This window comes from Ruegeria sp. BE1 (assembly GCF_056538885.1).
Genome location: NZ_JBQFTY010000006.1, coordinates 105,606 through 127,115 on the forward strand (window position 1 = coordinate 105,606; position 21,510 = coordinate 127,115).

25 protein-coding genes are annotated in these 21,510 nt (G+C 58.8%); 16 read left to right on the forward strand and 9 right to left on the reverse strand.

What is annotated here, in order from left to right; translation table 11 throughout:
- Positions 1 to 41: 41 nt before the first annotated feature.
- The 4 genes from ACR0J5_RS16915 to ACR0J5_RS16930 are packed head-to-tail and all read right to left on the reverse strand — an operon-like array spanning position 42 to position 2,705.
- A complete protein-coding gene (locus tag ACR0J5_RS16915) occupies positions 42 to 1,070 on the reverse strand; it encodes a MaoC family dehydratase (protein WP_480655434.1) in 1,029 nt (342 codons plus the stop codon).
- Positions 1,070 to 1,276 (reverse strand): DUF1737 domain-containing protein, encoded by a 207-nt coding sequence (locus tag ACR0J5_RS16920; protein WP_480655436.1) that lies wholly within the window; start codon positions 1,274 to 1,276, stop codon positions 1,070 to 1,072. Before ACR0J5_RS16920 ends, ACR0J5_RS16915 begins: the two co-directional genes overlap by 1 nt.
- Positions 1,277 to 1,286: 10 nt before the next feature.
- Positions 1,287 to 1,841: an NnrU family protein gene (locus tag ACR0J5_RS16925; RefSeq protein ID WP_480655438.1), complete on the reverse strand. Its 555-nt coding sequence runs from the start codon at positions 1,839 to 1,841 to the stop codon at positions 1,287 to 1,289.
- Between the two features lie 6 nt (positions 1,842 to 1,847).
- Complete coding sequence (locus ACR0J5_RS16930) at positions 1,848 to 2,705, reverse strand: HpcH/HpaI aldolase/citrate lyase family protein (RefSeq protein ID WP_480655440.1); 858 nt, start codon at positions 2,703 to 2,705, stop codon at positions 1,848 to 1,850.
- A 170-nt stretch (positions 2,706 to 2,875) separates the two neighbouring features.
- Here ACR0J5_RS16930 and ACR0J5_RS16935 point away from each other — a divergent pair, with 170 nt between their 5' ends.
- Positions 2,876 to 3,175 carry a hypothetical protein gene (locus ACR0J5_RS16935; RefSeq protein ID WP_480655442.1) on the forward strand — a complete coding sequence of 100 codons (300 nt, stop codon included), beginning with the start codon at positions 2,876 to 2,878 and terminating at the stop codon, positions 3,173 to 3,175.
- On the opposite strand, the gene ACR0J5_RS16940 is transcribed toward ACR0J5_RS16935, so the two are convergent.
- Positions 3,172 to 3,927, reverse strand: coding sequence for a sulfite exporter TauE/SafE family protein (locus tag ACR0J5_RS16940; RefSeq protein WP_480655444.1), 756 nt, complete (start codon positions 3,925 to 3,927; stop codon positions 3,172 to 3,174). The genes ACR0J5_RS16935 and ACR0J5_RS16940 overlap by 4 nt on opposite strands.
- A gap of 158 nt (positions 3,928 to 4,085) precedes the next feature.
- Here ACR0J5_RS16940 and mdh point away from each other — a divergent pair, with 158 nt between their 5' ends.
- The 15 genes from mdh (at position 4,086) to ACR0J5_RS17015 (ending at position 18,501) form a co-directional block, all read left to right on the forward strand.
- Positions 4,086 to 5,048 carry a malate dehydrogenase gene (gene mdh / locus ACR0J5_RS16945; protein ID WP_170353522.1) on the forward strand — a complete coding sequence of 321 codons (963 nt, stop codon included), beginning with the start codon at positions 4,086 to 4,088 and terminating at the stop codon, positions 5,046 to 5,048.
- A gap of 308 nt (positions 5,049 to 5,356) precedes the next feature.
- Positions 5,357 to 6,550 carry an ADP-forming succinate--CoA ligase subunit beta gene (gene sucC, locus ACR0J5_RS16950; RefSeq protein WP_480655446.1) on the forward strand — a complete coding sequence of 398 codons (1,194 nt, stop codon included), beginning with the start codon at positions 5,357 to 5,359 and terminating at the stop codon, positions 6,548 to 6,550.
- A 6-nt stretch (positions 6,551 to 6,556) separates the two neighbouring features.
- A complete protein-coding gene (locus ACR0J5_RS16955) occupies positions 6,557 to 6,946 on the forward strand; it encodes a hypothetical protein (protein ID WP_480655448.1) in 390 nt (129 codons plus the stop codon).
- Positions 6,947 to 6,987: 41 nt separating this feature from the next.
- Positions 6,988 to 7,869 (forward strand): succinate--CoA ligase subunit alpha, encoded by an 882-nt coding sequence (gene sucD, locus ACR0J5_RS16960; RefSeq protein ID WP_480655450.1) that lies wholly within the window; start codon positions 6,988 to 6,990, stop codon positions 7,867 to 7,869.
- 121 nt (positions 7,870 to 7,990) lie between these two features.
- On the forward strand, positions 7,991 to 8,488 hold the full coding sequence (locus ACR0J5_RS16965; protein ID WP_480655452.1) for a DUF805 domain-containing protein: 498 nt from the start codon (positions 7,991 to 7,993) through the stop codon (positions 8,486 to 8,488).
- Positions 8,485 to 9,027 carry a DUF805 domain-containing protein gene (locus ACR0J5_RS16970; protein ID WP_480655454.1) on the forward strand — a complete coding sequence of 181 codons (543 nt, stop codon included), beginning with the start codon at positions 8,485 to 8,487 and terminating at the stop codon, positions 9,025 to 9,027. Before ACR0J5_RS16965 ends, ACR0J5_RS16970 begins: the two co-directional genes overlap by 4 nt.
- A gap of 57 nt (positions 9,028 to 9,084) precedes the next feature.
- Complete coding sequence (locus ACR0J5_RS16975) at positions 9,085 to 9,789, forward strand: sulfotransferase family 2 domain-containing protein (RefSeq protein WP_480655456.1); 705 nt, start codon at positions 9,085 to 9,087, stop codon at positions 9,787 to 9,789.
- A gap of 39 nt (positions 9,790 to 9,828) precedes the next feature.
- On the forward strand, positions 9,829 to 12,786 hold the full coding sequence (locus tag ACR0J5_RS16980; protein ID WP_480655458.1) for a 2-oxoglutarate dehydrogenase E1 component: 2,958 nt from the start codon (positions 9,829 to 9,831) through the stop codon (positions 12,784 to 12,786).
- A 3-nt stretch (positions 12,787 to 12,789) separates the two neighbouring features.
- On the forward strand, positions 12,790 to 14,295 hold the full coding sequence (gene odhB, locus ACR0J5_RS16985) for a 2-oxoglutarate dehydrogenase complex dihydrolipoyllysine-residue succinyltransferase (protein WP_480655460.1): 1,506 nt from the start codon (positions 12,790 to 12,792) through the stop codon (positions 14,293 to 14,295).
- Between the two features lie 2 nt (positions 14,296 to 14,297).
- Positions 14,298 to 14,567 carry a hypothetical protein gene (locus tag ACR0J5_RS16990; protein ID WP_480655462.1) on the forward strand — a complete coding sequence of 90 codons (270 nt, stop codon included), beginning with the start codon at positions 14,298 to 14,300 and terminating at the stop codon, positions 14,565 to 14,567.
- Positions 14,568 to 14,689: 122 nt separating this feature from the next.
- A complete protein-coding gene (locus tag ACR0J5_RS16995) occupies positions 14,690 to 15,139 on the forward strand; it encodes a hypothetical protein (protein ID WP_480655464.1) in 450 nt (149 codons plus the stop codon).
- Positions 15,136 to 15,546 carry an MAPEG family protein gene (locus tag ACR0J5_RS17000; RefSeq protein ID WP_480655466.1) on the forward strand — a complete coding sequence of 137 codons (411 nt, stop codon included), beginning with the start codon at positions 15,136 to 15,138 and terminating at the stop codon, positions 15,544 to 15,546. Before ACR0J5_RS16995 ends, ACR0J5_RS17000 begins: the two co-directional genes overlap by 4 nt.
- Before the next feature lie 116 nt (positions 15,547 to 15,662).
- Positions 15,663 to 16,055, forward strand: a complete 393-nt coding sequence (locus ACR0J5_RS17005) for an MAPEG family protein (protein ID WP_480655468.1) — start codon at positions 15,663 to 15,665, stop codon at positions 16,053 to 16,055.
- A gap of 57 nt (positions 16,056 to 16,112) precedes the next feature.
- Positions 16,113 to 17,501 carry a dihydrolipoyl dehydrogenase gene (gene lpdA, locus ACR0J5_RS17010; protein WP_480655470.1) on the forward strand — a complete coding sequence of 463 codons (1,389 nt, stop codon included), beginning with the start codon at positions 16,113 to 16,115 and terminating at the stop codon, positions 17,499 to 17,501.
- Between the two features lie 151 nt (positions 17,502 to 17,652).
- Entirely contained in the window at positions 17,653 to 18,501 is an 849-nt protein-coding gene (locus ACR0J5_RS17015; protein WP_480655472.1) for a tellurite resistance TerB family protein, read from the forward strand.
- Position 18,502: 1 nt separating this feature from the next.
- On the opposite strand, the gene ACR0J5_RS17020 is transcribed toward ACR0J5_RS17015, so the two are convergent.
- Genes ACR0J5_RS17020 through ACR0J5_RS17035 form a run of 4 tightly spaced genes read right to left on the reverse strand, consistent with a single transcriptional unit; the run spans position 18,503 to position 21,408 of the window.
- A complete protein-coding gene (locus tag ACR0J5_RS17020) occupies positions 18,503 to 19,108 on the reverse strand; it encodes a pyridoxamine 5'-phosphate oxidase family protein (protein ID WP_480655474.1) in 606 nt (201 codons plus the stop codon).
- Positions 19,095 to 19,835: a lysophospholipid acyltransferase family protein gene (locus ACR0J5_RS17025; protein ID WP_480655476.1), complete on the reverse strand. Its 741-nt coding sequence runs from the start codon at positions 19,833 to 19,835 to the stop codon at positions 19,095 to 19,097. The genes ACR0J5_RS17020 and ACR0J5_RS17025 overlap by 14 nt, the downstream gene beginning before the upstream one ends.
- On the reverse strand, positions 19,835 to 20,734 hold the full coding sequence (locus ACR0J5_RS17030; RefSeq protein ID WP_480655478.1) for a cell division protein FtsX: 900 nt from the start codon (positions 20,732 to 20,734) through the stop codon (positions 19,835 to 19,837). The genes ACR0J5_RS17025 and ACR0J5_RS17030 overlap by 1 nt, the downstream gene beginning before the upstream one ends.
- The gene (locus tag ACR0J5_RS17035) at positions 20,731 to 21,408 is read right to left on the reverse strand and encodes a cell division ATP-binding protein FtsE (RefSeq protein WP_480655480.1); all 678 of its coding nucleotides are present in this window, start codon (positions 21,406 to 21,408) and stop codon (positions 20,731 to 20,733) included. Before ACR0J5_RS17035 ends, ACR0J5_RS17030 begins: the two co-directional genes overlap by 4 nt.
- Between the last annotated feature and the right edge of the window lie 102 nt (positions 21,409 to 21,510).

Consider the following 21,510-nt stretch of genomic DNA (forward strand, 5'->3'; position numbering starts at 1 on the left):
CACGAATGATGGCGCCTGCGATCAAATGAATGTGCGTCCGGTCAGATTGGCATCAGCGCCCAATAGTCGAGGTCCAGCAGAACCTCTGGTTTGTAGCGGCCATCGTCGCCCTTCAGCTCAAACGGCGCGCCGCCCTTGGTGGCCACCAGCCGCAGTCGAATGGCCCCCACGCCGGGAACACAGGTTTCGGCCTTATCCAGAACCTCGGACCACGCCTTGATCGTATCGCCCGCAAAACACGGGTTGGCATGCGCGCCCCCGTTCAGACCGACGATCATCTGCGCGTTGGCCAGGCCGTTGAACGACAAGGCCCGCGCCATCGAGATCACATGCCCGCCATAGATCAAGCGACCCTCGGGGCGGAAGGTCAGATCGAAATGCACCTTGGCGGTGTTCTGCCAGAGGCGCGTGGCCAGCATATGTTCGGCCTCTTCCACTGTCACACCGTCGACATGGTCGATGGTCTCGCCGATCTCATAATCGCCCCAACGATGGGCCTCGCCAGATTGAACGAAATCATAGGCCGCGAAATCCAGCCCCTCGGGCACCACCAGATCGTCAACCGTCAGCACCTGTTTCAGATCCGGCACCACGGCCTCGGGCGCGGGGGCGTCGATGTTCGATTTGCGCACCATCACCCAGCGCACATACTCGATGACCACCTCGTCATGCTGGTTCAGGCCGCGCGTACGCACCCAGACCACGCCGGTTTTCCCGTTCGAGTTCTGCTTGACCCCGATCACCTCGGATTCAGACCGCAGCGTGTCATCGGAATAGACCGGCTTCAGCCAGCGCCCCTCGGCATAGCCCAGATTGGCAACGGCGTTCAGCGAGATATCGGGAACCGTCTTGCCAAATACCACGTGGAACGCCGCCAGATCGTCAATCGGGCTTTGCGGCAAACCGCAATTCCGGGCGAACTCATCCGAGGAATAAAGCGCATGTCGCGCCGGATACAGCGCATGATACAGCGCCCGCTCGCCATCGGTCACGGTACGCGGCACCGCGTGGTGCAGGATCTGCCCGACGGAATAATCCTCGAAAAAGTTACCCGGATTGGTTTTTGCCATTATTGCTGTCCCAGCTTCATGTCGGGGGAATAGTCGGCCGCAACCTCTTTGGTGACGGCCTGCGCGCAGCGCATCACGTTGTTGGCCGTGTCAAAGGCATAGGAGGGATCGCCATACAGCTCCCACCCTTTGGCCAGCGCGTCCGTGACCTTGTGACAGAAGGCAGAGGTGTCTTCCTCGGTCAGCAAGCGATAGAGTTTCGCCATGGTGTTTTCCTTACGATCCAAACGGTGACGGGCCAACCAGCCCGTGAATATAGCCAATCACGCCCAACAACACGATTGACGCCACAAAGAACATCGCATCCTTGCCGTACGTTCCGGGTTCCGCCGGTGTCCAGTCAGGCTCAGATTTGTTGATCACGATGACCTCGACAACCGCCCAGGCCAGCAGGCCGCCAAACAGGATGATCGAGGCCAGATCGCCATTCACCAGCAAATGCGCAAACGCCCACAGCTTGAACCCGCCCAGCATCGGATGGCGCAGCTTGTTCAGCAGACGGCCTTTCTTGCCTGCTGGGCTCATCAGGAAGATGGCGATCAGAACCAACAGGTTGTTGACGTGGATCAGGAAGGTTGGCGGCGCCCAGACATAGATGAAATCGGTCATGCGATAGCCGAAGATCATCAACAGAATCGCCGCAACAAGCGCCAGCGCCACCGCGCCCTTGCCGTCATCGCCCATCGCCGCGCGTTGCGCGGGCATCAGACGTTTGAAAAGATGGGCGGCCGCCCAAAGCGCCACCCCAAGGATCAGAAGAACAAAGCCCATGCTGGCTTACCCCGCTTGCAAAGCTACTATCGCCTCAGCTTTTGCCAGAATTTCGCGGGCTGTTACAACATGCAGATTTTCAACAATCTTGCCATCTACGACAGCGACACCCTGGCCTTGGGATTCAACCTCTTCAAAGGCGGCGATCTGGCGGCGGGCCAGATCGATCTCGGTCTCAGAAGGCGCGAAGGCCGCGTTGGTGATGTCGACCTGCGCCGGGTGGATCAGTGTCTTGCCGTCAAAGCCCATATCGCGGCCCTGCTCGCATTCCGCTGCCAGCCCTTCGCCATCCTTGAATGCGTTGTAGACCCCATCGACAATGATCAGCCCTTCCGCCTTGGCGGCCAGCAGGCACAGGCCCAGCGAGGTCATCATCGGCAGCCGGTCGGGGCGAAAGCGGGTCTGCAATTCTTTGGCCAAATCGTTGGTGCCCATGACAAAGCCAGCCATCAGGGGATGGGCTGCGATCTCGGCCGCGTTCAGCATGCCGCGTGGCGTCTCCATCATTGCCCAGATCGGCATGTCACCGGTTATCGCCGCCAGTGCATCCACATCCGCCGCCGAGCTCACTTTGGGCAGCAGAACCACATCAGCATCCATATCCCGCACCGCTTCGGCATCGGCGCGGCCCCATTCGGTATCCAGCCCGTTGATCCGCACGATCTTGACCCGCGAGCCGTACCCACCGGCAGCCAGAGCCGCCCTGAGCGTCTCACGCGCTTTGGGTTTTTCATCAGCAGCCACCGCATCCTCAAGGTCGAAGATGATCGCATCCACAGGCAAGCTCCGCGCCTTGTCCAGCGCCCGGTCACGCGAGCCGGGGATGTATAGAACGGAACGATAGGGGCGCTGACGGATGTCCACTGGCCTCTCCCTTTGAAAGATTGTTGCGCAGAAGGGGCCATTTTTTATCGGAAAGTTCAAGGGCAAAATTGCCGCAACGCAGCATAAGTGACGCAACGTGCGGCGGTTTAACCAAATTTCGGTCACACGACCCCACCCTGCTTACCAGATAGAATCGAAAGGGGTGACCGATGAAGAAGACGCTTTTCAAGATGACGATGGGCCTTGGCATCATGGTTCTGGCCGCCGGGCAGGTGCAGGCCCGCACCTGTGCCCCGCGTGATGATGTGATCAAACGGCTGGCCGAAACCTATGGCGAAACACGTCGCGGCATCGGCATTGCCCGGCAAGGCGCTGTGATGGAGGTCTTTGCATCGGATCAGACAGGCAGCTGGACGATCACAGTAACGCTGCCCGATGGCACGACTTGCCTGATCGCCACGGGTCAGGCCTATGAGACGACGGCCGAAGCGCTGCCCCCCAACACCTAAGTCAGCGCATCCCAGATCAGCTTACTGCCGGTGATGGTCAGCAGAACATAGGCAATGCCAAAAAACAGGCGCTCGGACAGCATGAAATGCGCCCGAACGCCCAACCAGGCGCCCAGGATAGCAAAGGGTGCCAGCAAAAGATCCGCCAGCGCCGTGTGCCAGGTGAACAAGCCGAGATAGGCAAACGGCACGAATTTCACCGCATTGATGACCCAAAAGACCAGTACGGTGCTGGCCTGAAACTCGGTCTTCGTCAGGCGCTGTGACAGCAGATAGACGGCGGCGGGTGGACCACCGGCATGGCTGACAAAGCTGGTGAAACCCGCGACCAGACCGGCAAACAGACCGGCAGGTGGCGGCAAACGGTTGGCAAAGCCACGGATCAGCCCCTTGCTTTGAGCTACGTGCCAGATCACGAACCCGACCGAGATTCCCCCGATCAATAGGCGCAAAAGGTCATCATCGGTGGCACGGTACAGCCACGCGCCCAACGCAATACCGGGCACAGCGCCCAGGATCAGCAGGCGCGAATCCGGCCAGCTCCAGCGTTTCCAGTAGGGCCGCAAGGTCGCCACATCGATCACCATCAGGATCGGCAACATCAGCGCCAGCGCCTGCCCGGGCGTCAGGATCAGCGCCAGAATCGATGATGACGCAAAGGCCACGCCCGATCCAAAACCGCCCTTGGATATCCCGGCAAAAATCACCGCCGGAATCGCCACAGCGAAAAACATAAAATTCATCTCGAACATGCGGTGATCCAAAATAGGCTTGTCTGACAGGTCGTTTAGCGCAACCAGCAGGTGCCGACAACGGTATGCGGTTGTATGCCACGTCGCGGAACCCTTGCCTATTGCCGTTTTAGCGACTAGCACATCCGCGATTTCTAAATCCATCGGAGACATTCAACATGGCCAGACCCAAGATCGCGCTGATCGGCGCAGGTCAGATCGGCGGCACGCTCGCCCACCTCGCTGCAATGAAAGAACTGGGTGACGTCGTCCTGTTCGACATCGCCGAAGGCACCCCGGAAGGCAAAGCGCTGGACATCGCGGAATCCGGCCCCTCCGAAGGGTTCGACGCCAAGTTGAAAGGCACACAGTCCTATGAGGACATCGCAGGTGCCGATGTCTGCATCGTGACCGCCGGTGTCCCCCGCAAACCGGGTATGAGCCGCGATGACCTGCTGGGCATCAACCTGAAGGTCATGAAGTCGGTCGGCGAAGGCATCGCCGCCAACGCCCCTGACGCATTCGTCATCTGCATCACCAACCCGCTGGACGCGATGGTTTGGGCTCTGCGCGAATTCTCGGGCCTGCCGCATAACAAGGTCTGCGGCATGGCAGGCGTTCTGGACTCGGGCCGTTTTGCGCATTTCCTGTCGGAAGAGTTCAACGTCTCGATGCGCGACGTCACCGCCTTTGTTCTGGGCGGCCACGGCGACACGATGGTTCCGTCGGTGCGGTATTCCACCGTTGCCGGTATCCCGCTGCCTGATCTGGTCGAGATGGGCTGGACCACGCAAGAAAAACTGGACGCCATCGTTCAGCGTACCCGTGATGGCGGTGCCGAAATCGTTGGCCTGCTGAAAACTGGTTCGGCTTTCTATGCACCGGCCACCTCGGCGATCGAAATGGCCGAAGCCTACCTGAAAGACCAGAAACGCGTTCTGCCCTGCGCTGCTTATTGCAACGGCGAACTGGGTGTTGACGGCATGTATGTCGGCGTCCCCACCGTGATCGGCGCAGGCGGCATCGAACGCGTCGTCGACATCAAGCTGAACGAAGAAGAGCAGGCTGGATTCGACAACTCGGTCAACGCCGTGAAGGGCCTGATCGAGGCGTGCAAAGGCATCGACAGCTCGCTGGCCTAAGCTTTTCGTATTACTGAGACGACGGGAACCGGCCTTTTCCAGGGCCGGTTTTCTTTTACACAGACCCGCACCCATTTCGCGTCGTGAATGTTGGCGCAAACGTCGGAAACCCCTTTTTCCAAACCACATTCCTTACATTTCGAATCATCGCTTAGGTGTGTCATGATTTTGTGATCACACGCTGAAAACCTGTGATCACAAATACAGAAAATCTTCGTGAAAAAGCGCTTTGCCGTCAAAAAAGCCTTTAAACTTGTCCCCTAGAACCCCCTATAACGGTTTAATCGTAGTCAGACGGGACAATTTCGATGAACATTCACGAATACCAAGCCAAGGCTCTTCTTCGCAGCTATGGCGCTCCGGTCTCCGAAGGTCGCGCGGTTCTGCGCGCCGAGGAAGCCAAAACCGCAGCCGGTGAACTGGATGGCCCCCTTTGGGTTGTCAAAGCGCAAATCCACGCAGGTGGGCGCGGCAAGGGCTCTTTCAAGGAAACCGACGCCGGTGAAAAAGGCGGTGTCCGTCTGACCAAATCGGTCGAAGAAGCGGCGGAAGAAGCCAAAAAGATGCTGGGCCGCACCCTGGTCACCCATCAGACCGGCCCCGCAGGCAAGCAGGTCAACCGCATCTATATCGAGGCCGGATCGGGCATCGAACGCGAACTGTATCTGGCCCTGCTGGTGGACCGCCAGACCAGCCGGATTTCCTTTGTCTGCTCGACCGAGGGCGGCATGGACATCGAAGAAGTGGCCGCAGCCACACCTGAGAAAATCCTGTCCTTCTCGGTTGATCCGGTCACGGGCTATCAGCCCTATCACGGTCGCCGCATCGCGTTCTCGCTGGGCCTCGAAGGGGCACAGGTCAAGCAATGTGTCAAACTGATGAGCCAGCTCTATGCCGCCTTCGTCGAGAAGGATATGGAGATGCTGGAGATCAACCCGTTGATCATCTCGGACAAGGGCGACCTGAAAGTGCTGGACGCCAAGGTCGGCTTTGACGGCAACGCGGTCTACCGCCACCCCGACATCGCCGAGCTGCGCGACGAGACCGAGGAAGACCCTAAGGAACTCGAAGCCTCCAAATACGACCTGAACTACATCGCGCTGGATGGTGAGATCGGGTGCATGGTCAATGGTGCCGGTCTGGCGATGGCCACCATGGACATCATCAAACTCTATGGGGCCGAGCCTGCCAACTTCCTCGACGTAGGTGGCGGTGCGACCAAAGAGAAAGTGACCGAGGCGTTTAAGATCATCACCTCGGACCCGCAGGTCAAAGGCATACTGGTCAACATCTTCGGCGGCATCATGCGCTGTGACGTCATAGCCGAGGGCGTTGTGGCTGCGGTGAAAGAGGTCGGCCTGCAGGTTCCGCTGGTCGTGCGTCTGGAAGGCACGAATGTCGAAAAAGGCAAAGAGATCATCAACACCTCTGGCCTGGACGTGATCGCGGCGGACAACTTGAAAGACGGTGCCGAGAAGATCGTGAAGGCGGTTAAGGGTTAAGTCAAAATGGGAGTGGGAGAAGCCATCGCCCTGTTAGCCTTCGCTGCACTGGTCATTATTGTCTTTGTGGTGAAAGAAAACCGGCTGGCCGACCCAAATCGAACAGACACAATCTACGTTTCCCAAATGCGTGAAGTTTGCAATTTGAATGATGGCCCTGTGTCCGCAGCGCTTATCAGACAATCCGGCAACCTCTACCGAGACTTGGGTTTCTACGATCACTGGAGGGATGCAATGGACGAAATCGAAAAGTCTATGCGTCGAGCCAAAGTAGAGTCAGTGTTTGTTGAATCAAATGACTCAGATCTTTTTGAAGTTATTCGACTGCACCACTCCCATGGCGGCAAGGCCGAAGGAAAAAAACTTGGAGGGGCGGTTATCGCCTCGGAGGCTTAACACTCGCGCCTATGGCGCGGCAATTTCAGGAGACTCCTAAAATGGCAGTCCTCATCGACGAAAATACCAAAGTGATCTGTCAGGGCTTTACCGGCTCGCAGGGCACATTCCACTCTGAACAGGCCATCGCCTATGGCACCAAGATGGTCGGCGGCGTGACCCCCGGCAAAGGCGGGATGACCCATCTGGGCCTGCCCGTGTTCAACTCGGTCCACGAGGCCAAGCATGTGACCGAAGCCAACGCATCGGTGATCTATGTTCCGCCGCCTTTCGCCGCGGATTCGATCCTTGAGGCGATTGATGCCGAGATGGAGGTGATCGTTTGCATCACCGAAGGCATCCCGGTTCTGGACATGATGAAGGTCAAGCGCGCGCTGGAAGGCTCCAAATCGCGTCTGATCGGACCAAACTGCCCCGGTGTCATCACGCCCGACGCCTGCAAGATCGGCATCATGCCCGGCCACATCCACAAGCGCGGCTCGGTCGGTGTTGTGTCGCGTTCGGGCACTCTGACCTATGAGGCCGTCAAGCAGACCACCGATGTGGGTCTGGGCCAGTCCACCTGTGTGGGCATCGGCGGCGACCCGATCAAGGGCACCGAGCATATCGACGTGCTGGAATGGTTCCTGGCCGATGACGAGACCCACTCGATCATCATGATCGGTGAGATCGGTGGCTCGGCCGAAGAAGAAGCCGCGCAGTTCCTGGCGGATGAAGCCAAGAAGGGCCGCAAAAAGCCGGTTGCCGGTTTCATCGCAGGCCGCACAGCCCCTCCGGGCCGCCGCATGGGCCACGCGGGCGCGATTGTCGCCGGTGGCAAGGGCGGTGCCGAGGACAAGATCGAAGCCATGCGCTCGGCCGGTATCGTAGTGGCCGAAAGCCCCGCGACGCTGGGTGAGGCTGTGCTGGAAGCGATTGGCTGATGGCAGGCCGACTCTCCACAGGCGCTGAGGACAGCGCCCGACCCTGGGTGGGCGCTGCAAGCGCCCTCCCGGGGGGAGGGTCGGGCGCTGCCCGGCGTTGCCGCCGGGCGAGTGAGTGCTAATGGGACCAAAGCAAGCCATATCGACCGGCTTTCGCAAAGCTGTTGTCTTTTCAGGCAGAGCTTCGCGCGCCGAGTTTTGGTGGTTCGCACCTGTTGCTTCTGTTGTGCCCATTTTTGTCGCGCTGTATTTTGATTGGCGCGTTTCCCTAAACTGGGGAATTGGACAACTGTTTATTGTGATGATGGCCTCACTACCATTGATTTCAGCGATGAGTCGAAGACTCCAAGACACTGGTGAAGAAGGTTATCAGGCCATTTTTCCTTTCATGCCGATAATCCTCTGCTGGCTTGGATATCAGTTGTTCCTTGGGTTCAGCTTGCTTGTCGGTGGGCCAATTCTCTGGCTCATCCTGGCTTTTTTGACCCTTTTGCCAGCATATGTGGCATCTCTAATAGTGAGTGTGATGGTCACATCCAGCATCATTGGCATGATGCTCGTCGCATCCGATTCAGGGGAAAACCGGTTTGGAGCGCCGAGCAGAGCGTTGCCATCATGACCTTCTCTAACGCAATCCGCACCTGTTTCTCCAAATTCTTCACCTTCTCAGGCCGTGCCTCGCGGCCCGAATACTGGTTCTTTTTCCTGTTCATCGTGATCTGGAGCTTTATCGCCGGGATCATCGACTGGCAGTTCTTCACTCAAGTCTCGGTCAGCCAGAGCGACGAAGTGAAATCCGTCTCTGCTACATCCTCGGGGCCGGTGCAGTCCATCGTGACCCTGATCGTATTCCTCCCACATCTGGCGGTCGCGTGGCGGCGGATGCATGATACCGGGCGCAGCGGGCTTTATGCCTTGTTGCCGATCCTGCTGATCCTTGGGGCAGTGGCTGTGCTCGTTTTCGGCATCGGTTTCGCCTCGCATTTTCAACACGGCGGAAGTCTGGACATCCTGTTCACGCGCGCCACGCTGCTGATCGTGATTCCGACCCTACTGATCCTGATGATCTCACCCTTGCTGGTGCTGTGGTGGCTGACCCGCCCCAGCGAACCCGGCACAAACAAATATGGTCCCAACCCTTACGAAGTGACTTCATGACCGCTCAACGACCGCACATCACAGCCAGACTCGCGCAAACCGGAAAGGTCCTCTGACATGGTTCTGGTGTGTCACAAGCACAAGTTTGTCTACATGAAGACAACAAAAACGGCGGGCACCTCGACCGAGAAAGCCCTGCAGCCGCTGTGCGAGAAACCCGGGCTGGGTGAGTTGCCCGATGGCGTCGTTCGGATCTCGAAATACGGGATCGTCGGGGCCAGAGGCATGATTCCGGGTGATCCCTATCCGGCCTGGCAGTTTTGGCGTCGCTACAAATATCCGTGGCGCAATCACATGCCTGCCAGCGAGGCCCGCGCAAACCTTGGGCCCAAGCTGTACGACAGCTATACAAAGATCGCCAATGTCCGAAATCCTTTCGACCGGGCGGTTTCGCAGTTTCACTTTGCGAAACATCAGAAAAACCTGCCATCCGAAGATTGGGAGACTGAGCTGGAACAATTCCGGGCGTTTATTCGAACCCGAACCTGGTCGATCGACTGGCCCATTGTGTCCATCGACAATCACGTGATCATTGATCGGTTTATCCGCAAAGAGCATCTGGCTGATGATCTGAAAGACCTCTTCGCCAGTTTTGGCCTGCCCGAAGACAGTTTTAAGCTGGGCCATGACAAATCAATGAAAGATCGCCGGAAAGGCATTCCTGTGTCAGACTATTTCGACACGGAAACAATAGATATCGTCCGACAACACATGGCCTGGGTATTCAACAAAATTGGCTACCCCGATCTACCGCAAGACTAAGACCAACACCGAAACCGCCAGCCCATTCGAGGTTCGCATATGACTGAACATACACCCAATTCCGCGTTTCACGCCTCAAGCTTCATGCAGGGGCACAATGCCGAGTATCTGGAGCAGCTTTATGCCCAATACACCAAGAACCCCGGTGCGGTGGATGCCGCCTGGGCCGAGTTCTTCAAGGCTATGGGCGACGCCTCGCCGGATGTTCAGAAAGAGGCCGAGGGGCCGTCTTGGGCGCGGACCGACTGGCCTCCGATGCCGGCCGATGACCTGACGGGTGCACTCACCGGGGAATGGGCCGAGATTGACGCCAAGGCTGCGGGCAAGAAGATCAAGGAAAAGGCCGCCGACAAGGGTGTCGCGGTCAGCGAAGACCAGATCAAACGCGCGGTTCTCGACAGTCTGCGGGCGCTTATGCTGATCCGGGCCTATCGTATTCGGGGCCATCTGGCCGCCAATCTGGACCCTCTGGGCATGCGCGCTGCCAGCAACCATCCTGAACTGGACCCAAAAACCTATGGTTTTGCCGAAGCCGACATGGATCGCCCGATCTTTATCGACAACGTGCTGGGCCTGCAGATGGCCAGCATGCGCCAGATCGTCGAGATCGTGAAGCGCACCTATTGCGGCACCTTCGCGCTGCAATACATGCATATCTCGGACCCCGAACAGGCCGCCTGGCTGAAAGAGCGGATCGAGGGATACGGCAAAGAGATCGCCTTTACCAAGGAAGGCCGCAAAGCCATCCTGAACAAGATGGTCGAGGCCGAAGGCTTCGAGAAATTCCTGCACGTGAAATACATGGGCACCAAGCGGTTTGGTCTGGACGGGGGTGAGGCCCTGATCCCCGCGATGGAACAAATCATCAAGCGCGGCGGCGCTCTGGGTGTGCGTGATATCGTTATCGGCATGCCGCACCGGGGCCGTCTGAACATTCTGGCCAACGTGATGCGCAAACCCTATCGCGCGATCTTCAACGAATTCCAGGGCGGCAGCTTCAAGCCCGAAGACGTGGACGGCTCGGGCGATGTGAAGTACCACCTCGGCGCTTCCAGCGACCGTGAGTTTGATGGCAACAGCGTCCACCTGTCGCTGACCGCTAACCCCAGCCACCTTGAGGCGGTGAATCCCGTCGTGCTGGGCAAGGTCCGCGCCAAGCAGGACCAATTGAAAGACACCAACCGAACCGCCGTGATGGGCATCCTTCTGCACGGCGACGCGGCCTTTGCCGGTCAGGGCGTTGTGGCCGAGGGGTTCGGCCTGTCCGGCCTGCGCGGCCACAAAACCGGCGGCACCATGCATATCGTGGTGAACAACCAGATCGGTTTCACCACCGCGCCACACTTTAGCCGCTCCAGCCCCTACCCGACCGACATTGCGCTGATGGTTGAGGCGCCGATCTTCCACGTGAACGGCGACGACCCCGAGGCGGTGGTGCACGCCGCCAAGGTGGCGACTGAGTTCCGGCAGAAATTCCACAAGGACGTGGTCATCGACATCTTCTGCTATCGTCGGTTTGGTCACAACGAGGGCGATGAGCCCATGTTCACCAACCCGATCATGTACAAGAAGATCAAGACGCATAAGACCACGCTGTCTCTGTACACCGAGCGTCTGGTTCAGGACGGTCTGATCCCCGAAGGCGAAATCGAGGATATGAAGGCCGCTTTCCAGGCCCATCTGAATGATGAGTTTGAGGCCGGCAAAGACTATAAACCCAACAAAGCCGACTGGCTGGACGGGCGCTGGTCGCATCTGGACAAAAACAAAGAGGAATACGTCCGCGGCGACACCGCCATCGCGCCCGAGACTATGGCCCAGATCGGCGACGCTCTGACCCATGCCCCGGACGACATCGCGGTACACAAGACGGTTGCGCGTCTTTTGGATCACAAGAAACAGATGTTCGAAACCGGCAAGGGCTTTGACTGGGCAACGGGCGAGGCTTTGGCGTTCGGCTCATTGCTGACCGAAGGCTATCCGGTGCGACTGTCCGGTCAGGACGCCACGCGCGGGACGTTCAGCCAGCGTCATTCGGGGTTTATCCATCAGGAGACTGAGGAACGCTATTACCCCCTGAACAACATCCGCGATGGACAATCGAAATACGAAGTGATCGACTCGATGCTGTCGGAATACGCGGTGCTAGGGTTCGAATATGGCTATTCGCTGGCCGAACCCAACGCGCTGACCCTGTGGGAAGCGCAGTTTGGCGACTTTGCCAACGGCGCACAGATCATGTTCGACCAGTTCATCAGCTCGGGCGAAAGCAAGTGGCTGCGCATGTCTGGTCTGGTCACGCTGCTGCCGCACGGGTTCGAAGGGCAAGGCCCCGAACACTCATCCGCGCGTCTGGAGCGGTTCCTGCAAATGTGCGGTCAGGACAACTGGATCGTGGCGAACTGTACGACGCCTGCGAACTATTTCCACATCCTGCGCCGTCAGCTGCACCGCACCTTCCGCAAGCCGCTGATCCTGGTGACGCCGAAATCGCTGCTGCGCCACAAGCTGGCCGTCAGCACGGCTGAGGATTTCACCACCGGCTCCAGCTTCCACCGCGTGTTGTGGGACGATGCCCAACACGGAAATTCTGAGACCAAGCTGGTCAAGGACGACAAGATCAAACGGGTCGTGATGTGCTCGGGCAAGGTTTACTACGACCTGCTGGAAGAGCGCGACGCGCGTGGTATCGACGACGTCTACCTGATGCGGATCGAGCAATACTATCCGTTCCCGGCGCATTCGCTGATCAACGAACTTGAGCGATTCAAAGGCGCCGAGATCATCTGGTGTCAGGAAGAACCCAAGAACCAGGGGGCCTGGACCTTTATCGAACCCAACATCGAATGGGTCCTGACCCGCATCAAGGCCAAACACACGCGGCCTCGCTATGTCGGGCGCGCCACCTCTGCCTCGCCCGCGACGGGTCTGGCCAGCCAACACAAAGCCCAACAAGAGGCGCTCGTGAACGAAGCGCTGAGCATCGAAGGAAAGTAAACGATGACCATTGAAGTTCGTGTTCCCACGCTTGGCGAATCCGTCACCGAAGCCACGGTTGCGACGTGGTTCAAGAAACCCGGCGATGCCGTGGCCGTGGATGAGATGCTCTGTGAGCTTGAAACCGACAAGGTAACCGTCGAAGTGCCCTCCCCCTCTGCCGGTGTGATGGGCGAGATCGTCGCTGCCGAAGGCGAAACCGTAGGTGTCGATGCCCTGCTGGCCACCATCACCGCAGGCGAAGGCGCAGCCCCTGCCCCAGCGGCAGCAGCTCCGGCAGCGGCGCCGGCAGCGGCCGAAGGCGGCAGCGTCGATGTGATGGTTCCCACGCTGGGTGAATCCGTGACCGAGGCGACCGTCTCCACCTGGTTCAAACAGGTGGGTGATGCGGTCGCGCAGGACGAAATGCTGTGTGAGCTGGAAACCGACAAGGTCTCGGTCGAGGTTCCGGCCCCTGCCGCCGGCGTTCTGGCCGAAATCACTGCACCCGAAGGTACCACCGTGGATGCCACGGCCAAGCTGGCCGTCATCTCAGGCTCGGGCGCTGTTGCAGCCCCGGCAGCAGCTCCGGCAGCTGCTGCAGCCCCAGCGGCTGCGGCCACGGGCAAGGACGTTGCCAATGCGCCATCCGCCGAGAAAGCGATGGCCGAGGCCGGTCTGTCCGCAGGTCAGGTCACCGGCACAGGCCGTGACGGTCGCATCATGAAAGAAGACGTCGCCCGCGCGGTCGCCACGGCAGCAGCGCCCGCACCGGCTGCCGCTCCGGCACCGGCCCCTGCGCCACGTGCGCCTGTGGCCGCTGACGATGCCGCGCGCGAAGAACGCGTCAAGATGACCCGCCTGCGCCAGACCATCGCCAAACGCCTGAAAGACAGCCAGAACACCGCCGCCATGCTGACCACCTACAACGAGGTGGACATGACCGAGGTGATGGCCCTGCGCAGCCAGTACAAGGACCAGTTCGAGAAGAAACACGGTGTCCGTCTGGGCTTTATGTCCTTCTTCACCAAAGCCTGCTGCCACGCGCTGAAAGAAGTGCCCGAGGTGAATGCCGAGATTGACGGCACCGATATCGTCTACAAGAACTTCGTCCATATGGGCGTCGCCGCCGGTACGCCGACCGGTCTGGTGGTTCCGGTGATCCGTGACGCGGACAGCATGTCCTTTGCCGAGATCGAAAAAGCCATCGCCGAAAAAGGCAAGCGCGCCCGTGACGGCAAGTTGTCCATGGCTGAAATGCAGGGCGGCACCTTCACCATCTCGAACGGCGGTGTCTACGGCTCGCTGATGTCCTCGCCGATCCTGAACCCCCCGCAATCGGGTATTCTGGGCATGCACAAGATCCAGGATCGTCCGATGGCGATTAACGGTCAGGTGGTGATCCGCCCGATGATGTATCTGGCGCTGTCCTATGACCACAGGATCGTGGATGGCAAAGGGGCTGTGACCTTCCTTGTCCGCGTGAAAGAGGCGCTGGAAGATCCGCGCCGCCTGCTGATGGATCTGTAATCATGGCAACGCATGTATTATGGCAGGCCGATGTGGCCGATTTCAGCGCTTGGCTGACCGTGTTCCGGGAAGACCGCAAGGTGCGCGAGGCCGCGGGTATCCGCGACCTCCACATCTGGAGCGACCCCGAGCAGAAAGACCATGCCGTCGCTCTGTTCGAGATCCGCGATCTGGACCGCGCGCTCAGCTTTCTGGAATCCGAGGAACTGGCCATGCACCACGAACGTGGCGGCGTGACGCATATCCAGATCAAGGTGCTGTCGCCGGTGTAACCACCTTGGAATCTGTGCCAACCAAACTGAACGGGATGGGTTGAGAAAATCAGGTGTATCTAGAAGCAGAGATATGCCTTTTTCAATCAGAACCTTTTGGAAGAACGAAAGTGCAATACAAGATGCGGGACAGCAAAGTAAACGCAATCAGCCATCTAAAGCCCGGGGCACACCCAGGCTTCATGTCGCGACTTGCAGGCATTCGCTGTCCTGAATGCGCAACTATCCAACCTTTCTCTCGCATGGAACGAACTAATCCGGGCAAGGGATGGAACAAATTCGCTGCGCATGAATGCAAACAGTGCAGCGCACTTCTTTTTTTCACTGGAAAAGGTCGATACAAACGATTTTTTCTTTTGGGCGCGCCCGTTTTTTTTCTTTCTGCATTCCTAGGGGCTTACTTGGTAACCCGCATGGACGGTCTGTCTTACTACAGTGAAGCTCGAAAAGGCGTAGAACCCAACTTTCTAGGTGCATTTTTTATGATCACCTTGTTAATTATCCCGGGTCAACTGTTTTTAAAAAGGTGGGAAGACGTTGCGGTTCTGGCCGAAAAGGATGCACCCGTATGACACCGGAACTCACGGCCCTGACCCTTGCGGCTTTGCTGCAGGTCTTTCAGTTCGCCCTGATGGCCATCCCGGCCAATATCGAACTGGGGCCGGGGAAAACCATGTCCGCACGGGACCGAAGCCGTTTGGGCGGATCGCTTGAGGATCAGCTGTCTGATGGGACGGCGCGGTTGTATCGCGCCATGAACAACCACTTTGAGGGGCTGATCCTGTTCGCGATAGCATGTACGGTCGTGACCCTATCCGGGCAGGCAACCGGTTTTACTGCGGGCTGTGCGTGGATTTACCTGCTGGCGCGTGTCGCCTATGTCCCGGCCTATTACTATGGGCTAAAACCGTGGCGCAGCGTTATCTGGTTTGCCGGGTTTCTGGCCACAACCTTGATGCTTCTGGTCGCGTTGTTCTGATGCGGCCTTGTACACAAATCAGCAATTGGGCGTGAACCACCCCCGTCTCGCCCTGTTGCACCACTGACAAGATGATAACCGCAAGACTGGAAACGAGATAGAAAAGGATACCCATCATGTCTTCCGAGCTTTCGATTCTTGCCCTTTATGGCCTTGTGGTCATTGTTGTCATCCTGGTGAACGTTCTGACTGCCATGTCTCAGGTCGGGCTTATGACGCTGGGCGGTGCACGCGATGATATGCCCCCGCTGACCGGCGTCGCGGGGCGCGTCGAACGGGCCCTTGCCAATTCAGTTGTGGCGCTGGCCCTGTTTGCGCCTGCCATTCTGATCCTGTCAGCCAAAGACGCCTTTACCGGCGGCACCCTGCTGGCCGCCCAAATCTTTCTGATCGCGCGGATCGCCTTTGTGCCGATCTACGCTTTTGCCATCCCCGTTCCGTTCCTGCGCACCATTGTCTGGCTGGCAGGTTTCCTCGCAACGGCTTATCTTTACCTGCAAGCTCTGTAGAGCCTGAATAGCCGCGTCCCTTAAGGCGCGGCCAAGACACACCAAGGAGTGCCCTTTATGTCCAGCTATGACGTCATCGTAATCGGAGCCGGTCCCGGCGGCTATGTCTGTGCCATCCGCTGCGCCCAGCTGGGCCTGAAAACCGCCGTTGTCGAAGGGCGCGAAACGTTGGGTGGCACCTGCCTGAACGTGGGTTGTATCCCGTCCAAGGCGCTGCTGCACGCCAGCCATCAGCTGCACGAGGCCGAGCACAACTTTGCCAAGATGGGCCTCAAGGGCAAAAGCCCTTCTGTCGACTGGAAGCAGATGCAGGCCTACAAAGAGGAAACCATCGAAGGTAACACCAAGGGCATCGAGTTCCTGTTCAAGAAGAACAAGATTGACTGGCTGAAAGGCTGGGGATCAATCCCCGCCGCCGGTCAGGTCAAAGTTGGTGATGAAGTCCATAGCGCCAAGAACATCATCATCGCTTCGGGGTCGGAACCGGCGTCGCTGCCCGGTGTTGAAGTGGATGAGAAAGTTGTCGTGACCTCGACCGGTGCGCTGTCGCTGGGCAAAATCCCGAAAAAGATGGTCGTCATCGGCGCAGGCGTGATCGGGCTGGAACTGGGTTCGGTCTATCAGCGTCTGGGGGCTGAGGTGACGGTGATCGAATTCCTCGACGTGATCACGCCGGGCATGGACCCCGAAGTTCAGAAGACCTTCCAGCGTATTCTCAAGAAACAGGGCCTGAACTTTGTCATGGGTGCGGCGGTGCAAAAGACCGAAGCCACCAAGACCAAGGCCAAGGTGACCTACAAGCTGCGCAAAGATGACAGCGAACATGTGATCGACGCCGACACCGTTTTGGTCGCCACCGGGCGCAAGCCCTTCTCGGACGGGCTGGGCCTTGAGGCTCTGGGCGTTGAAATGACGCAGCGCGGTCAGATCAAGGTCGGCAGTGACTGGCAGACCAACGTGCCCGGCATCTATGCCATCGGTGACGTGACTGAGGGCCCGATGCTGGCTCACAAAGCCGAAGACGAAGGCATGGCCGCTGCCGAACAGGTCGCAGGCAAGCATGGTCATGTGAATTACGGTGTCATCCCGGGCGTGATCTATACCTGGCCCGAGGTTGCCAATGTGGGTGAAACCGAAGAGACGCTCAAGGCTGCTGGCCGCGCCTACAAGGTGGGTAAGTTCATGTTCATGGGCAATGGCCGCGCCAAGGCGAACTTTGCCGCTGATGGGTTCGTCAAGATTCTGGCCGACAAGGAAACCGACCGCATTCTGGGTGCGCATATCATCGGCCCGGCAGCGGGCGATTTGATTCACGAGGTCTGTGTCGCCATGGAATTCGGCGCCTCAGCCGAGGATCTGGCTCTGACCTGTCACGCCCACCCGACCTATTCCGAAGCCGTACGCGAAGCCGCGTTGGCCTGTGGCGATGGACCGATCCACAGCTGATTAAGCTGCAAAGAAACACCTGAAAGGCGGGCCTCAAGGCCTGCCTTTTTTCTGCCCTTGTACAGGCTTATTTCTGTTCACGTTAAGGTTGATTTCGAGAACGTGTCTGGTTCGAACCGGCATTTAGAGAACGAAATCGATTGAGGCTTTTATGAGATTTGTATTCCTGTGCGCGGCAGCGCTTTTAGTCACCCTATTCACTGGTCAGGATGCACAGGCCGCGCGCGGCGGCGGTGTCTGGGGCACCTCGGAAGAAATGAGCCTGATTACCCCGACCGAGATCACGGACAATTCCGGGCAAGCTTTGTCATTGTGCCATCTCACCAAGAAGACCCACATCATGTTTGCAGGTGTTTGGCGCAGTTCGATCGACTACGTCATGGCCCCCAATAGCTGCGATAGCGACAGCTACTATCCTTTGGACGCGGATGATGTGACCTTGGGCAAGACACTGGGCGACCTTCCCGCCGATCTGCCCGATCAGCCGGTCATGTCGCGTGCTGATATGATCTCGGGCTTTTGGGGGCTGGGTGCAATTGTCGTGCTTTTGATCTTTGCCGGGTTGAAGAAAGCCGGACAATCCAAGCGCAAAGCTCAGCGTCACTCTGAAATCGGAACCGTTCACCCGGCCGCCCTGCAGGCGATGGATGCCATGTGTCACGCTGCCAAAGCAGATGGCCGTTTGGACCCGTCCGAGATTGCCACCATGGCGGGCATCGCCAAACAGATCACAGGCGAAAGCTTTGATGAGGCGCGCATTCGCCGTATGTTCGAAATGGCCGAGGCCAAACCGACCGACGCGCAGTTTGCAGCCTTTGGAACCGGGTTGACGTTCGACCAAAAGCGGATGGTCCTGCAAGCCACCCTGATGATCGCCGCTGCGGACGGCAATCTGGATCGGGACGAGACGGTCTTTGTCCAAAAACTGGCGCGTGGATTGGGCATTAACATGGACGAAGTCAAAGCGATGTTCGCGGCCATGACCGCGCAACCGGCCTGACCTACCACATCGTTTTAGCGGCGCGCGCTCCCCATTCTGCGTCGTAGTGCGCGCCGCCTTCTTCGCCATTTGATGCCTCGGCCAAAATCTGACCCATGGTGGGCAGGTCCGAGGTTTCATCATCACCGCTCCAGGTCCGGGCGCGCAGCAGTGCACGGGCGCATTGCGAATAAATTTCGGAAATCTCGATCACAGCGACTGTAGCGGGCAGCTTTCCGTTCTTTTCGAACCGGGCCCGCAGGTCAGTATCGGTTGTCAGCCGTGCGGTACCGTTTACCCGTATCACGTTGTTTGATCCCGGCACCATGAACATCAACGACACGCGCGGATCACGCACGATGTTACGCAAGGAATCCAAGCGGTTGTTGCCCCGCCAATCCGGCATGGCCAGCGTTTTGGGGTCAAGCTCTGCCACCACCGGGCCGTCGTCACCGCGCGGGCTGCCATCGGTTCCTTCAGGGCCCACGGTGCTGAGGATGCACAGACGCGAGGCCATGATCCATTTGCGATAAAGAGGCGTCAGGCTGAACGCCACTTTGCGCAGCGCGGGGGCTGCGGTGGTTCCGTAAAGCGACTCGAGCGTTTCGATATCTTCAATGAATTCCATCCGGATTGAACCCCACTTCTTTCATCAAGGCATTGGATCGTGTTTCGATGTCGTCTTCCAAACGGCTTAGAAAATCATCCCGCCCGACGCCCGGTTCAATAGGGTCAAGAAATTCGACAATCGCCAAGCCGGGTTTGCGCAGAATGCCCGAGCGGGGCCAGAAGACACCCGCATTGGTGGCAGCCGGAACGCAGGGAAAGCCAAGCCCCTCATACAAAACTGCTGTCCCGACCTTATAGGGCTTGCACAATCCGGGTGCCACACGCGTGCCCTGCGGGTAGATGACCAGCTGTCCGGGCTCGGAGAACTCTTTTGCGACATCCTTGACCATCTTGGCCACCGCCGCGCCCTTTTTGCCCCGATCCACCGGAATGCAACCAAGACGTTTGGCGTAAATCCCGATAATCGGCGTCCACATCAGCTCTTTCTTCATGATGAACTTGGCCTGAGGTACGGCGTTGAAAATCATAATGATGTCCAGAAAGGACTGATGCTTGGCCCCGATGACCACCTCATCTACGGGCGGAGTACCGCGAACCTCGGTGCGCAGCCCGATCATCCAGCGGGCCAGCCACATTGTGGTGGCTGCATAGGTCTTGCACGCCTGCCGTGCGCCGCGCTTGGCGAACAGGGCGTAGGGGGCGAAGACAATGCCCAGGATCAGCATCCAGACATAAATCACGATCATGAAGATCAGTGAGCGTATCCATTGAAGCGCAAGAGCCATTACGACAGTTCCTTCAATTTACGGCTGGCGGCGGTCCAGGTGGCCAGAAAGGCAACGGTCGCGCCCAGCACCGGGATCAACGCGGGCAAGAGCCAGCCCAATCCCTGAAAACCCAGACCAGTCAGAAACTCGCCCTCATCCGAGGCCTCGGGCAGCAGCAGCACCCCGGTCATGCCCAGCAACACGCCGACAACGGCGCCAAAAAAGGCGCGATAGGTGAACCGCCGCACAAAGGCGCGGGCAATAAAGCCATCTCGCGCACCGATCAGACGCAGGACGCCGATGATCTGCGCGTTGGCCGCCAGCGAGGCATTCGCGGCCAGCGTGATCATTGCCGCCGTCGCGCCACCAATCAGCAGGATCGAAATCCAGCCCAGCCGCCGCAGCGACATCGCCGCATCCACCAACGGCTCGCGCCAGCGGGTGTGGTCGTCCAATACCGCGCCCGGTACCTCGGCCCCCAGACGCAGGCGGAGGCCAGTGGCGTCCAGACCGGGTTCACCCTCGACAATCTCGATCAGTTGCGGGATGGGCAGCGTCTCAAGCGGCAAGTCAGGGCCGAACCATGGCGACAGCAGTGCGGCCTGTTCTTCGGCCGTCAGGGCCCGGGCCGATGCGATGCCGGGGGTCTGGCGCAGCACTGTCAGTGCCGCCTCGGTCTGAGCCGCAAGCTGATCTGCCGGCGCATTGATCCGCAAGGTGGCCGCCCCGGCCAATTCGCTGGCCCATCGGTCGGCCAACCGCCCCGAAGCCAACGACAACGCCAGCGCAAACACGGCAAGAAACGCCATCGCACCCGAGACAAACAGCGTCAGCTGCGCCGTATAGCCGGTGGGCGGCACAACCTTGTCCGCCCGTGTATCCCGTTGCAGCAGGTTCCGGATCATCCCTTTGCTCATAAATCCGCCCCCGCCAATTGCACCTGACGTTGCGAGATGCGCAGCACCCGCGCCTGAACCTGGCTTTTGGCGGCGCGGATCAGGCTCAGGTCATGGGTAGCGATCAGCACTGTTTTGCCCATCTTGTTCAACTCGACCAGCAACCGCAGCAGACGTTGCGACATTTCCCAATCCACATTGCCTGTCGGTTCGTCCGCCAGAACCACATCCGGCGACAGGATAACCGCGCGGGCCAGTGCGGCGCGCTGACGCTCACCCCCCGACAGTTCCGGTGGGCGCGCCTCAAGACGCGCGCCGAGGCCGACCCAGGACAACAATTCGCTCAGATCATCTGGCTGCGCGGATTCGGCGCGCCCCGACACCATCAGCGGCAAGGCTACGTTCTCAGCCACCGTCATGTGATCCAGAAACTGACAATCCTGATGCACGACCCCGATCCGACGGCGCAACAGGGCCATCTGATCCCGATCCAGGCCCGACACATCCTGTTCGAACGCGCTGAGTCGACCGGATGTAGGCAACAGCGCCCCATAACACAGCTTAAGCAATGTGGTCTTGCCCGCGCCGGACGGGCCGGTCAAAAAGTGGAACGAACCTGCCTGCAATTGCAAGGACACGTTACTCAGCAATTCACCGCCGCCATAGGTATAGCTGACGTTTTCCAGCTCGATCACAGGGGCCCCCGTTTTAGTTGCCGCCCTTCTTGCCCGAGCGCGGATGTTGTTTCAATGCCTGCATCGGGTCGAATTGGTGACACTTATGCCGCGAAACCGAAA